This is a genomic window from Amycolatopsis sp. cmx-11-51, from assembly GCF_047608665.1.
Taxonomy (GTDB): domain Bacteria; phylum Actinomycetota; class Actinomycetes; order Mycobacteriales; family Pseudonocardiaceae; genus Amycolatopsis.
This window is the reverse complement of sequence record NZ_JADNQO010000003.1, coordinates 565,588-577,620: the sequence shown is the minus strand read 5'-3', so window position 1 is coordinate 577,620 and position 12,033 is coordinate 565,588. Positions and strand designations below refer to the sequence as shown.

Annotated in this window: 11 protein-coding genes and 1 pseudogene; 2 read left to right on the top strand and 10 right to left on the bottom strand. The window is 68.2% G+C overall.

Features of this window, described 5'->3' with window-relative positions:
- Positions 1-34 precede the first annotated feature (34 nt).
- From ACM6LU_RS16170 to ACM6LU_RS16125, 10 genes are all read right to left on the bottom strand, one after another.
- Positions 35-571, bottom strand: coding sequence for a hypothetical protein (locus tag ACM6LU_RS16170; RefSeq protein ID WP_414938488.1), 537 nt, complete (start codon positions 569-571; stop codon positions 35-37).
- A 406-nt stretch (positions 572-977) separates the two neighbouring features.
- A complete protein-coding gene (locus ACM6LU_RS16165; RefSeq protein WP_414938487.1) occupies positions 978-1,763 on the bottom strand; it encodes a DeoR/GlpR family DNA-binding transcription regulator in 786 nt (261 codons plus the stop codon).
- A gap of 125 nt (positions 1,764-1,888) precedes the next feature.
- Positions 1,889-3,772, bottom strand: coding sequence for a DUF5107 domain-containing protein (locus ACM6LU_RS16160; RefSeq protein ID WP_414938486.1), 1,884 nt, complete (start codon positions 3,770-3,772; stop codon positions 1,889-1,891).
- Positions 3,769-4,836, bottom strand: a complete 1,068-nt coding sequence (locus ACM6LU_RS16155; RefSeq protein WP_414938485.1) for an ABC transporter ATP-binding protein — start codon at positions 4,834-4,836, stop codon at positions 3,769-3,771. The genes ACM6LU_RS16160 and ACM6LU_RS16155 overlap by 4 nt, the downstream gene beginning before the upstream one ends.
- A 6-nt stretch (positions 4,837-4,842) precedes the next feature.
- Positions 4,843-5,772, bottom strand: a complete 930-nt coding sequence (locus ACM6LU_RS16150; protein WP_414938484.1) for a carbohydrate ABC transporter permease — start codon at positions 5,770-5,772, stop codon at positions 4,843-4,845.
- 10 nt (positions 5,773-5,782) lie between these two features.
- Positions 5,783-6,721 carry a carbohydrate ABC transporter permease gene (locus ACM6LU_RS16145; protein ID WP_414938483.1) on the bottom strand — a complete coding sequence of 313 codons (939 nt, stop codon included), beginning with the start codon at positions 6,719-6,721 and terminating at the stop codon, positions 5,783-5,785.
- The gene (locus tag ACM6LU_RS16140) at positions 6,721-8,112 is read right to left on the bottom strand and encodes an ABC transporter substrate-binding protein (RefSeq protein ID WP_414938482.1); all 1,392 of its coding nucleotides are present in this window, start codon (positions 8,110-8,112) and stop codon (positions 6,721-6,723) included. Before ACM6LU_RS16140 ends, ACM6LU_RS16145 begins: the two co-directional genes overlap by 1 nt.
- Before the next feature lie 81 nt (positions 8,113-8,193).
- Positions 8,194-9,075 (bottom strand): class II fructose-bisphosphate aldolase, encoded by an 882-nt coding sequence (locus ACM6LU_RS16135; protein WP_414938481.1) that lies wholly within the window; start codon positions 9,073-9,075, stop codon positions 8,194-8,196.
- Between the two features lie 10 nt (positions 9,076-9,085).
- The gene (locus ACM6LU_RS16130; RefSeq protein ID WP_414938480.1) at positions 9,086-9,991 is read right to left on the bottom strand and encodes a 1-phosphofructokinase family hexose kinase; all 906 of its coding nucleotides are present in this window, start codon (positions 9,989-9,991) and stop codon (positions 9,086-9,088) included.
- Positions 9,992-10,006: 15 nt separating this feature from the next.
- The gene (locus tag ACM6LU_RS16125) at positions 10,007-10,888 is read right to left on the bottom strand and encodes an SIS domain-containing protein (protein WP_414938479.1); all 882 of its coding nucleotides are present in this window, start codon (positions 10,886-10,888) and stop codon (positions 10,007-10,009) included.
- Positions 10,889-11,046: 158 nt separating this feature from the next.
- On the opposite strand from ACM6LU_RS16125, the pseudogene ACM6LU_RS16120 reads away from it, so the two are divergent.
- Positions 11,047-11,178: pseudogene (locus ACM6LU_RS16120) on the top strand (carboxymuconolactone decarboxylase family protein); the annotation flags it as partial.
- 99 nt (positions 11,179-11,277) lie between these two features.
- On the top strand, positions 11,278-11,727 hold the full coding sequence (locus ACM6LU_RS16115) for a MoaF C-terminal domain-containing protein (RefSeq protein WP_414938478.1): 450 nt from the start codon (positions 11,278-11,280) through the stop codon (positions 11,725-11,727).
- Positions 11,728-12,033: the final 306 nt, after the last annotated feature.

Sequence of the window (12,033 nt, the reverse complement as noted above, 5' to 3'; positions counted from 1 at the left end):
GGGCCTCGCCGCTTTCCGCGGCGGGGCCCCTTTGTCATGCCAACTTGATGTCGGTGCCGGTGAGGTTCTTCATGTCGGTCAGCGTCGGACCGCCGAAAGCCCGCAGTACCAAGGGTTTCGCCTCCTTGGGGAGGTCGAAGTAGAGGTCGAACTCGACCCGCACACCGCGTCCGAGTTCGAACTTGTCGGGCTGCCGTTTGATCGTCATGGCCTGGTTGTCGACCGCGATCACGGCGCCGGACTCGGTGACGAGTTGCTGTCGCCGGGTGTCGAAGAGGATTCCGGACACGCCTTTTCCGGTCACCACCAGCCGAAGGCGGACGAATTGTCCTTTCGCCTCGAATTCGGTGTGGCTGCCCGTGAGGCTGGGAAGTCCGGCGGCCAAGCCGAGGAGCGAGAACTCGGTCTCCCCGTTGAGCGCCGGTGGCAGGTGCAGGGCGGTCTCGTCCGGGCGGACCTCCCGCGCGGGCAGGTCGTAGACGGGTTTGGCGGGCGGCTGCGTCGGTTCCCCGCCGGAGCAACCGGAGAGCAGGACGGCGACCGCGAGACCCCGAACGATTCCGATGCGCACCCGTCGATTCTGCCTGGTCCGGGGCTACTGTGCGGCTTTGAAGTTCGATAACCGTCCGTGAAGGCCTCCTTGAGGGACCCAGAGTCCCTCAAGGAGGCCTTCACGGACCACTAGGTCAGCCAGCTTGCCGGGCCGGCGCCGCGGCCGGATCGGCGTGGGCGGCGACCGGGGAAAGTCCGAGAAGGACTACTGCGGCCAAACAACTCAGCGATTGCGCAACTCTGCTCACTCAAGACACCTTTCGCGCAGAATACGCAATATGGTCTCGGTATAGCGCACTGTTCGCGCAAAGTCATCCGCCGAAACGGTGCTGCCGGCTTTCGTCGGGTCCCTTCGTGCCGACAACGACGAAAGGGGCTCCCGCCGGCTGCGAAACCGACAAGAACCCCTTACCTCACAAAGAAAGTCAGACGGCCTGAACCTCGACCCCCGCGGCTTCGAAAGCACGCAGCGTCTTCGGGTCGGCGTTGGAATCAGTGACGAGGGCGTGCACCTGCGGCGTCGCGCAGATCCTCGCGAACGCGCGACGGCCCAGCTTCGAGCCGTCGGCGACCGCGACGACGCGTTCCGCCCGCTCGACCATCAGCCGGTTGATGCTCGCTTCACCCTCGTGGTGCGCGAAAGCGCCTGCCTCGGCGTCGAAGGCGTCGACACCGAGGAACAGCAGGTCGATGGTCAATTCGCTGAGCACGCGCGTGGCCAGCGGGCCGCTCAGTTCGAACGACTGCGGGCGCGCGACCCCGCCGGTGACCACGATCTTCACATGTGGCCGCACGGCGAGTTCGTGCGCGATGTTCAGCGCGTTGGTGACCACCGTCAGCCCCGGCGAATCACGCAGGCCCGCCAGATCCGACCGGGTGGCCAGCGATCGCGCGACCCCGGCCGTCGTCGTCCCGCCGTTGAGGCCGACCACCATGCCCTGCGCCACCAGCGAGGCGGCGGCGACGCTGATCCGCTGCTTCTCGGGCACGTGCCGCGCGGTCTTGTACCGCAGCGGCAGGTCGTAGGCGAGGTCGTTGGCCACCGCGCCGCCACGGGTACGGGTGAGCAACTGCTGTTCCGCGAGGTGGTCGAGGTCGCGCCGGATCGTGGCCGCGGAGACGTTCAACTCCTCGGCCACGTCTTCGACGTCGATCTTTTCCCGCTGCCCCAGCAGGTCCAGCAGGGTGCTCAGCCGTTCGTGCCGGGCCATCCGCGCCACTCCTAGCTCGCTGCGGCCTATCACGCATGACGTTGCGCTGTTGGCCACTGTTTCGAGCAGTATGCTGCATCACGGCTGTCCGCCGCGTGCGGCACGCCGGTCAAGTGGCCCGGCCGTCACTTCATTCGGAAGTCGTACTGTGCCGGCAGCGGTTCGTCCGAAACCGCCGCCCAAGTGTCCGAAAGAGACGTTTCTCCTTCCCTGATGTTCGCGACCTCGAAACCGGTGTCGTACACGGCCTTGGCCCCGGCGATGTCCCCTCGCGCCAGGCGGGTGCGGGCCGTCAGTAGAGCGATCCGCCCCTCCAGGGGAAGGCCGTCCAGCAACTCGGCCGCTTCTCCCGCGCGCCCGGCGGCGAGTTGCGCCGCGATCGCCTCGACCAGGAGAGGACGCAGTGACGGCGCGAGGGCGACCGCTCGCCGGTACAGCCACGCGGCCTCGGGTCCCGCCGTGGCGACCGCGAGATTCCGCAGCGCCCAAGGGTTCTCGGCCGCCGAGACGGACTCGCGCCAGGCACGGACCGCGTCCGAGTGCCGTCCGGCCGCCCAGCGCGCGACGCCGCGGTGATACCAGGTCAGCCAGTTCTTCGGGGCGTACTCCATCAGATCGGCCCAGTACCGGTTCACCAGCGTCGGCGGGGGCACCGCGAGCGGATCCCCGTCCGGCGGCGTTCCGTCGAGTAACGCGAGCCACGGCGCCTGGTCCGGGCCGAGCGAAGCGTCCGGGAACGGCGTGCCGGGCAGGCACATCGGCGCCCGCCGGTTCTCCAGCGCTCCCCAGCCGGAACCGGTGGCCAGGAGGGATTCCGGGGTGACGTCGGCGATCTTCCGCCAGGCGTCGTGGTACTCGTCCAGCACCTCCGCCGTCGGCAGCCCGGCGGAGACGGCCTCGCGAGCCGCCGTCCAGTCGTCCCCGTGCACCGCCGCCGGATCAGCGGCGACCGGACCGTAGGCCTCCAGCCAGTCCCAGCTCTCCCCCGGCGGCAGCCGCAGGTGCTCCAACTGGGTCCGGGCCAGGCCCGCCTGGATCTCCAGGTAGCCGCCCGCACCGGGAGCCAGCCACTCCTGCCAGCGACGCCCACCGTCGGATTCGCCCCACAGGAACAGCTTCCGTCCACGCAACCGATCGGTGGACAGCTGGGCCAGGCCCGTCCCGTCGCTTTCGACGGCCGCGACCCAGGGTCTCCCGGTCACCTCGAAGAAGTAGTCCGCCGCGGCTTCGGCGCGGGCCGGGTAGGTCAACTCACCGGGGACGTCGACGAGATCGAGCCGTCCCGAATAGCCGTAATGCCACGCTTGCGTCGCGGGAGCCAGCACCCGGGTGCCCTCGTTTTGCGGCACCGCGATGTTCGACCACCAGTACACTGGGACGTCGTAGGGATGCGGGTTCCGGAGCCGTACCGCCACGAGCAGATGGTCGGACTCGGCGGGCAGCCAGAAGTCGAGCTGATACGGCAGATCGCGGGTGCGTTCCCATTCCCACAGCCGTAGCACCGGTGTGCCGTCCGGGCCGTCGATCTCCGCGGCGAACATCGGCTCGCAGGTCAGCGTGGTGTGCCCGGTGCTCCCGAGGTTCCATTCGACACCGCCGGCGAACCAGGCGTCCCGCAGGGCGAGGTTCGCGGGCTGGAACACGGGATTGCGGTAGAGCAGTTCGCGTCCGGACGGCTTGTGGACCAGCGAATACAACCGCCCGCCCAGCGACGGCAGCACGGTGGCGCGAAGCCGGTCGTTCTCCAGCACAAGGGCCGGAAGCTCGCGTTCGGTGCGCTCGCGGGTGTAGCCGTCGCGCAGCGGACAGGGCAGCGTGGTGTCCAGGCGGCCGTACCCGACGCCCTCCGCCAGGTCCGGTGGCAGCTCGTCCACCTTGGCCACCTTGGCCACCTTGGCCACCTTGGCCACCTTGGCCACCGCCTCGGGTTTCCGAAGCGGGGGCAACGGGTTCTCCGGCCCCAGCTCGGCGGAGGGGAGCACCAGCCCGGTGCGGTACAGGCGGGTCATGCGTCGGGGAGCCGGTCACCGGTGGTGGCGTCGAACAGGTGCACCGAGCCCGGTCGCGGGGCCAGCGAGATCGGCTCGCCGCGCTGCCACGGGGCCATGCCCGGAGTGCGCACCGTCAGCACGCGGTCGCCGTCCCGGCAGTAGAGGTACTGGTCGCTGCCCAGTTCCTCGACGACCTCGACGACGGCCTCGTAGCCACCGTCCCCGATCGTCCAGCCCTCGGGACGGACCCCGACGACGACGCCGGGGCCGGTCAGGGCGGATCGCTGTGCCGGGGTCAGCGGGAGCCGGGTCCCGCCGACGAGCGCGCCGTCGGTGTCCACAGTGGTCTCCAGCAGGTTCATCGCAGGCGAGCCGATGAACCCGGCGACGAACACGTTGACCGGCCGCGCGAACAGCCCGACCGGCGTGTCGCACTGCTGCAGGATCCCGTCCTTCAGTACGGCGACCCGGTCGCCCATGGTCATCGCCTCGACCTGGTCGTGTGTGACGTACAGCGTCGTGATGCCCAGCCGCCGCTGCAGGGACGCGATCTGGGTCCGGGTCTGCACCCGGAGTTTGGCGTCCAGATTGGACAGTGGTTCGTCCATCAAGAAGACACTCGGTTCCCGTACGATCGCCCGGCCCATCGCGACACGCTGCCGCTGACCGCCGGACAGCTTCGCGGGCTTGCGGTCCAGGTACTCGGTCAGGTCGAGCACGGCCGCGGCCTCGCGCACCTTGTGTTCGCGTTCGGCCTTGGCCATCTTGGCGAGCTTCAGGTGGAAGCCGATGTTCTCCCCCACCGTCATATGCGGGTAGAGCGCGTAGTTCTGGAACACCATCGCGATGTCCCGGTCCTTCGGCGGCAGTTCGGTGACGTCGCGGTCGCCGATGTGGATGGAGCCGTCGTCGACGCCTTCCAGCCCGGCGAGCATCCGCAGCGTGGTCGACTTGCCGCAGCCGGACGGGCCGACCAGGACGAGGAACTCGCCGTCGGTGACCTCGAGGTCGAGGCCGTCGACGGCCGGGCGCTCCACCCCGGCGTAGAACCGCGTGGTATCGGAGAAGGTCACGGTGGCCATCAGGTCCTACTTTCCGGCGCCGAGGGTCAGGCCGGTGATGATCCGGCGGGCGAGCACGAGGTAGAGCACGAGCATCGGGAGCACGACGATCGCCACCCCGGCGATCAGGCCGCCGTACTCCGACTGGTAGCTCGCGGCTCCGTAGAAGGTGAAGAGCGCGCGGGAGAGCGTGAAATGGGCCTGGTCCTTGAGGAACACGATCGCCAACAGCGTCTCGTTCCACAAGCCGATGGCGTTCAGCGTCAGCGCGGTGATCATGCCGCCGCGCGTCAGCGGCAGCATGACCGAGAAGAACGTCCGCGTCGGCGACGCGCCGTCGAGTGCGGCCGCCTCCTCCAGTTCGTCCGGCAGCGACCGGAAGAAGCCGGTCATCAGGAACACCGTGAACGGGATCGACAGGGCCACGTACAGCACGAACAGGCCGTACTCGTTGTCGAGGTGGATCTTGCTCAGCACCACGAACAGCGGGATGATCACGGTCTGGAACGGCACGCCCATCCCGATCGCGACCGCGTTGGTCATGGGCCCGGAGCCGCGGACGCCCAGCCTGGTCAGGGCGTACGCGCAGGGCGCCGAGACGGCGACCGTCACGACCGTCGCGAGCCCGACCAGTACCACGGTGGTCAGCACGGCGTCGCCGAAACCGGCGTTGTTCCAGGCGTAGCTGAAGTTCCGGAACGGCTTGCCGTTGTGGAACCATTGGTACGGCAAGGCGAACGGCTTCGTGAAGATCTCCACCGGCGTCTTGAACGAGGCGGTGAGCAGCCAGTACAGCACCAGGATGTTGCCGGCGGTGAACAGCCACACGATGGTGGAACCCAGGACACGCAACGGGCTGAACCGTCGCGAGCCGGGCGCCGGGCGCGGTTTGCGCGGCGGCTTGCGCACCGGTTTCGCCGGTGGGCGCGCGGGCGCCTCGACGTCGGTGACGGGCATGTCGTCTCCCTCAGAACTGGATCGCGTCACGGCGCATCAAACGGCGGAGCAGGACGACGAGCACGGACACCAGCGCGATCATCGCCACCGCGCAGGCACAGGCGGCGCCGAAGTCCGGGGTGCCGTTCGAGCCGAAGGTCCGGTCGAACACGTAGATCCCCAGCGTCCACGCCTCGTTGGGCGGGGCGTAGGTGCCCGGTCCTGCCAGCACGAACACCAGCTCGAAGATCTTGAGCGCGTTGATCGTCCACAGCACCCCGGCGACGCCGACGACGTCCCAGGTCATCGGCAGCGTGATGTTCCTGAACTTCTGCCACGGCGACGCACCGCCCAGTTCCGCGTCCTCGTAGAGATACGGCGGGATCCGGTCGACCGCGGCCATCAGGATGGTGATGTAGAAACCCGAACTCGCCCAGATCAGCGACGCCGTCACCACACCGGTCACATTGGACGGTGCGAGGAACTTCGCCGCGTCCGCGCCGAGGCTCTCCATCACGTAGTTCGCCAGGCCCTGTTTCCCCGGCTGGTACTTGAAGACGAAGCCAAGGAACATCCCGAGTGCCACGGGCGCCACGATGTTGGGGAAGAACAGGATGGCGCGGACGGTCTTCCCGCCCTTCATGTCCCGCAGCACCATGGTGAACAGGAACGCCAGGGCGAACGTGCCGATCCCGCCGAGGAACACGTAGATCAGCGTGTTGCCGAAGGCGTACTGGAACGAGTCGCTCGCCACCATCTGTGTGTAGTTGGTGACACCGTTGGGTTTCGGCGTGTCCCCCGCCCCGGCCCAGCTGGTGAAGCTCAGCACCACGGTCGCGATCGTCGGCAGCACCAGGAAAACCAGGTACAGCGCCAGCGCGGGTGCGGCGAACGGCCAGAACAGCCGTTTCTTGCGGCCCAGGTGAGCCCCGGCTTTCAACGCCCGTGCCTTCGTCGTGACCGTGGCCATCAGCCCTGGTTCTTCCAGAACTCAGCGCCCTTGACGGCGAGCTGGTCCACGAACTGCTCCGGGGTGAGCTTCCCCTTCAGCAGCGCGATGTCGGCGGGGTCGAAGACGTCGGTCTGCCATTTGCCACCGGCGACGCCGTCGATCCCGTCGTACTGCAGGACGTGCTCCTTCTTCGGGTCGTCCATCGCGGCCTTGACCTGCTTGAGGTCGTCCGGCACGGCGAGGTCGGCGCGCGGCACGAGGTTGTCGGCCACCGCGGGGATCCCGGAAAGCAGGTCCTTGTTGAGGAAGTAGGCGATGAACGCCTTGGCGCCTTCGGCGTGCTTGGCCTTCTTGGTCACCGAGAAGCCGATCGACATCTGCTCGACGGTGTCGTGCGTCGCGCCATCGGGCATCGGGAACTGGAAGGAGCTGTAGTTGATCTTCGTCCCGGCGCCCTGCTTGTCCAGGTACTCACGGGTCTCGCTCGGCGCCCAGCTGCCGACATAGAGGAAGCGGGAGTCACCGTCGGCCCAGCGCTGCTGCACCTGCGGGAACTTCGCCGCGTCCCAGCCGTCGATGAAGTACTTGGGCAGCTTCGCGGTTTCGGTGGCGGCCTTGAGGAAACCGGGCTCGGTCTTCCACGCCTGGCCGGTCTTGTCGGTCGCCGCCTTGTACAGCCCGCCCGCGCCGACGTACCGCTCGGCCAGCTGGGTGTAGAAGTACATGTTGTAGAACGGGATGTCGCCGTCGAGGCTGATCGCGGCCTTGCCGTCGGCCTTGGCCTTGTCGAACAGGCCGATCATCTCGTCCATAGTCTTCGGCTGCTGGATGTCACCGGCGGTGTCCTTGTTGAACCACCAGGCGCTCGACTGGATCGTGTACGGGACCATGAAGTTGTGGCCCTCGCGGTCCTTGTTCTGCGGGAAGTCGTACGAGCTGGGCGCAAGCACGTCCTTGACGGTCTTGTCGCCCTCGCCGACCTTCATCGCGAACACGTCGTCGACGCTCTGCGTGCCGCCCGGCGTCATGATCGCCGCGCCGACCTTGCTGACGTCCTGGTCGAACAGGTCCGGCACCGCGTCGGTGTTCAGCGCGGGCACCAGGTTCTGCGTGTAGGCCTTGCGGCCCAGCCACTGCACGTCGACCTTGACGCCGGTCTTCTCCGTGAAGCACTTGAAGGCCTTTTGCAGGACCTTGCCCTGCGGCTCGTCGGCCGTCCACATGGACCAGTACGTGAACTCCTTGTCCGTCGCGGGTTTCACCGCCGCCTCCGGACAGGGCGCGTTGAGGAACTGGTCGACGCCGGGGAGCGCGTTCTCGCCCGTGCCACCGGCCGTGTCCCCGCCGCCGCATCCCGCGAGCAGGAGCGCCGCCCCTGCCGTCAATGCCGTGAGCTTGCCTACCCGCATCCGCCACCACCTGGATCGAAGATCACACCAGTTCTGCTTGTTATTGCGCAGTTTTGTGAGGTTTCACGCACCTGTCAACAGTCAATCGCGCAAAGTCTGCTCAATCGTCATCTTTTCCGGTTCGGCTATGCCCAGCTTGAGTACTCCCAACAGCCGACGCACCTCGACGGCGACCGCGGCGCGCCCGGCCCCGAGATACTTCCGCGGGTCGACGCGCTCCGGATGCGCACGCCAGTCCTCCGTCGCGGCCGCGGTGAACACCTTGTTGAGCTGGGTGGCGATATTGATCTTCGTCATCCCGGCCCGGACCGCCTCGGCCAGCCCGTCGTCGGGCACGCCCGACGAGCCGTGCAGCACCAGCGGCACCGGCACGCGTTCCCGCAGCCTGGTGATCAGCTCGAAGTCCAGCGCGGCGTCACGGGTGAGCATGGCGTGCGAACTGCCGACCGCCACCGCCAGCGCGTCGACCCCGGTGGCCGCGACGAACTCCGCCGCCTCGTCCGGATCGGTGCGCGCGCCGGGGGCGTGGACGCCGTCCTTTCCCCCGACCTCACCGAGTTCCGCCTCGACCCACACTCCGTGGTCGTGGCAGTACGCGGCGATCTTCTTGGTGGCACGCACATTGTCGGCGTAGTCCAGTTTGGACGCGTCGAACATGACCGAGCCGAAACCGAATGCGACCGCCTCGCGGACCAGGTCCGGCGACTCGGCATGGTCGAGATGCACCGCGACCGGAGCGGCGGCGCCCCTGGCCGCGGCGAGCGCCGCCGTGCCGACGGGAGCCAGTGAGCCGTGGTACTTCACGGCGTTCTGGCTCAGCTGCACGATCACCGGCGCGTCCGCCGCGGCCGCGCCGTCGACGATGGCGGTGATGTGCTCCAGCTGGATCGCGTTGAACGCGCCGCAGCCGTGCCGGGCCGCCGCGGCGGCTCCGACGATCTCCCCGGTTCCCACCAGAGGCATGACGGTTCTCCTAGGATGTGTCTGATGGGCCTGGGCGGGCGCGTACGGCGACCAGCCCCTGTTCGGCTTCGTAGTGCGCGAGGTCGACGTCGCCGGCGAGCGGGCCGAGCACGGCCGCCCCGGACAACGCGACGGCCCTGCGCAGGATGTCCGGCCATGACTCACCCCGGCTCAATCCCAGCGCCAGCGCCGCGACGGCGGCGTCACCCGCACCGGTGCTGTTGCCGCGCAACACTGTGGACGGTGCCGCGTGCCAGGTGCCGGACCCGGTCACCGCCAGCAGCCCCTCGGAGCCGAGCGAGACGACGACCGCTTCCGCCCCGGCCCTCCGGAGTTCGGCCGCGGCGGACACCGGATCGCGCAGACCGGTGACCTCGCGGAGTTCGTCGGCGTTCGGTTTGACGACCGACGGCCGCCCGGCCAGTCCGGCGAGCAGCGCTGCGCCAGAAGTGTCCAAAATGGACGGTGTCCCGTCGAACAGCCCGGCGTATCCCCCGGCACCCGGTGGGAGACTGCCCGAGCAGACGAGCACGTCCGGCTTTCGGGCCCGGACGGCCGCCGCAAACGTTTGCCATTCGTCGTCGGTCAGCCGCGGTCCGGGTTCGTTCAGCAGGGTGATCGAGCCGTCGCCCGCCAAAACCGTGGTGGTACGCCGGGTCTCCCCGCCGATCGGGACGCTGTCGACGGGGATCTTCGCCGCCGCGAGTTCGCCCTCGACGGCGGCTCCCGTCGCACCACCGGCGGTGAAGACCGCGCGGACCTCGGCACCGAGCACGTGCAGCACACGGGCGACGTTGACGCCTTTGCCACCGGCCCGATACCGCACTTCTTTCACCCGGTGCACATCACCGGGCCGGAGACCGTCCACTGTGTACGTGACGTCCAACGCGGTGTTCGGCGTGACGGTGACGATCACGGTGGCCTCAAGCTCTCAGGTCAGGACGACGGAACGGGTGAGGCTTCGGGGGTTGTCCGGGTCGAGCCCCTTGCGGGCGGCGATGGCACCGGCCACCCGCTGCGCGCGAACCAGGTCCGCGAGCGGGTCCAGGCCACTTTCGACGAACAGGCCACCCGCGCGGGCGACGTCGTCGGCCAGTCCGTCCGGTGCCTGCCCGAACATCCAGGTGACGCGCCCGGGCTCGCTGATGCTGATCGGGCCGTGCCGGTAGTCCCAAGCCGGGTACGACTCCGTCCACAGCAGACAGGCCTCGCGGAACTTGAGCGCGGCCTCGTTCGCGATGCCCACCGACCAGCCGGTGCCGAGGAAAGTGAACTGTTCCGCGGCGACCAGTTCGCCGGGCAGCGGCTCGGCGAGTACGCGTTCGGCCTGATCGGCGGCCACGCTCAGGCCTTCGCCGAGGTGCGCGCGCAGCATCGCCAGCGCCGTGGTGGCGAAGCGCGTCTGCACGACCGAGCGTTCGTCCACAACGGACAGATCGACGATGGTGTCCGCGGCTGCCTCGATCTCACCGGGCACGCCGGTGATCGCGATGGTCGGCGTCTTCCCCCGTAGTTTCGCCAGCAGGGCGTGCACCTCGGTCGTCGTACCCGACCGGGTCAGCGCCACGACGTGGTCGTACTCGCGGGCAGGCGGGAACTCCGACGCCGCGAAAGCGTCGGTCTCGCCGAGCCCGGCGGATTCGCGAAGGACGGCGTACGCCTGGCCGATGAACCACGACGTGCCACAGCCGACGATCGCGACGCGCGCGCCCGGCGGCGGCAGCAGATCACTGTTCGCCGAGGCCAGCGCCGCCGCGTCCCGCCAGCAGCCGGGCTGACTCGCGATCTCCGCCGTCATGAAGGTCCCGCTCATGAACTCCCCATCCGTGCCAGTTGTGCACAATAGCTGTCACGTTAGGTGCAATTTTGTGCAACGTCAATGCTCCGAGAGTGCAGTTTCACGCATTTGACCCGCTCGGACTTGCAGGATTTCCTGGTCCCCTACCGTGAAGGGTGCGGATCGTCTCGCAGGTGCGCGAGCACTACGACGACGAGCAGATCGGCGCCCTGATCGCCCTGGTCGCCACGATCAACGCGCACAACCGGCTGAACGTCATCGCACAGACCCCGGCGGGCGACTACCAGCCCGGCCAGTTCGGCTGACCTTCGCGTTCACCGACAACAGGGCTGCCCCGCAGGACAAGGGTCGCGGCGGTTCCGGCTGCTAAACCTTCGGAGACACTCGATCCGGAGGTTCAGCCCGTGCAACTCGACGTCCGCTTTTTCCCCGTGACCGGCACCCATCGGCTCAGCACCGACCTCGTCGGGCTCCGCGCGAACTTCCATTATGGTTCCGGGAACGTGCTGGAGCAGCACTACGCGGATCGGACGACGATGATCTGGACGGGCGTGTCCGGTGACTTCGCCGGTGTCCGGCAGAAGGAGGCGACGTTGCGCGTCTTCGAAACCGGGCCGGCGCAGTACTTCGTCACCTGGTACGAGACCGGGACCGTCGCGTCGGCCGCGCACGGGAAGGTCTTCGACGGCGGGTATCCGATCGCGGTGATGGCGGACTTCGGTCAGTTGGTGGCGACGGCTGCCTACACGAATCCGCGCGAGGATGGTGGGCAGTACTTTTTGGTCGACCAGGCGACCATCGAGATCCTGGAGCGGCCGCACGGGTGGCCGGCTTTCCCTGCCGCACGCAAATGATCTTGAATGGAAAAGGCGGCTAGTACCGTCGAGACGGTGCTCCACGCGACACGCGACACGCCACACCGCGGGACCGATGCCCCCAATGTGGCATTGGGGACACTGAGCGTCTCCAATGCCACATTGGGGGCGACGACCCGCAGACACGCCACCTTCGCTCTCCCCTCTCTCGGTTTCGGAGCCGGTCGCTGGCGAACAACCGCCGAGCGCGCAAAGGCGAAACTCCTGCCCCCGACCACTTCCTGGCGGCTGGAAGTCGGCGGACAGGGAGCAGCGAATGAGCCGTGACGACACGTCACTCGCCAA

Coding starts and splice junctions, on each gene's coding strand:
- ACM6LU_RS16165 (WP_414938487.1), bottom strand. CDS start 1,763: ATGGCCCGGCACGAACGGCTGAGCACCCTGCTGGACCTGCTGGGGCAG.
- ACM6LU_RS16160 (WP_414938486.1), bottom strand. CDS start 3,772: ATGACCCGCCTGTACCGCACCGGGCTGGTGCTCCCCTCCGCCGAGCTG.
- ACM6LU_RS16155 (WP_414938485.1), bottom strand. CDS start 4,836: ATGGCCACCGTGACCTTCTCCGATACCACGCGGTTCTACGCCGGGGTG.
- ACM6LU_RS16150 (WP_414938484.1), bottom strand. CDS start 5,772: ATGCCCGTCACCGACGTCGAGGCGCCCGCGCGCCCACCGGCGAAACCG.
- ACM6LU_RS16145 (WP_414938483.1), bottom strand. CDS start 6,721: ATGGCCACGGTCACGACGAAGGCACGGGCGTTGAAAGCCGGGGCTCAC.
- ACM6LU_RS16140 (WP_414938482.1), bottom strand. CDS start 8,112: ATGCGGGTAGGCAAGCTCACGGCATTGACGGCAGGGGCGGCGCTCCTG.
- ACM6LU_RS16135 (WP_414938481.1), bottom strand. CDS start 9,075: ATGCCTCTGGTGGGAACCGGGGAGATCGTCGGAGCCGCCGCGGCGGCC.
- ACM6LU_RS16125 (WP_414938479.1), bottom strand. CDS start 10,888: ATGAGCGGGACCTTCATGACGGCGGAGATCGCGAGTCAGCCCGGCTGC.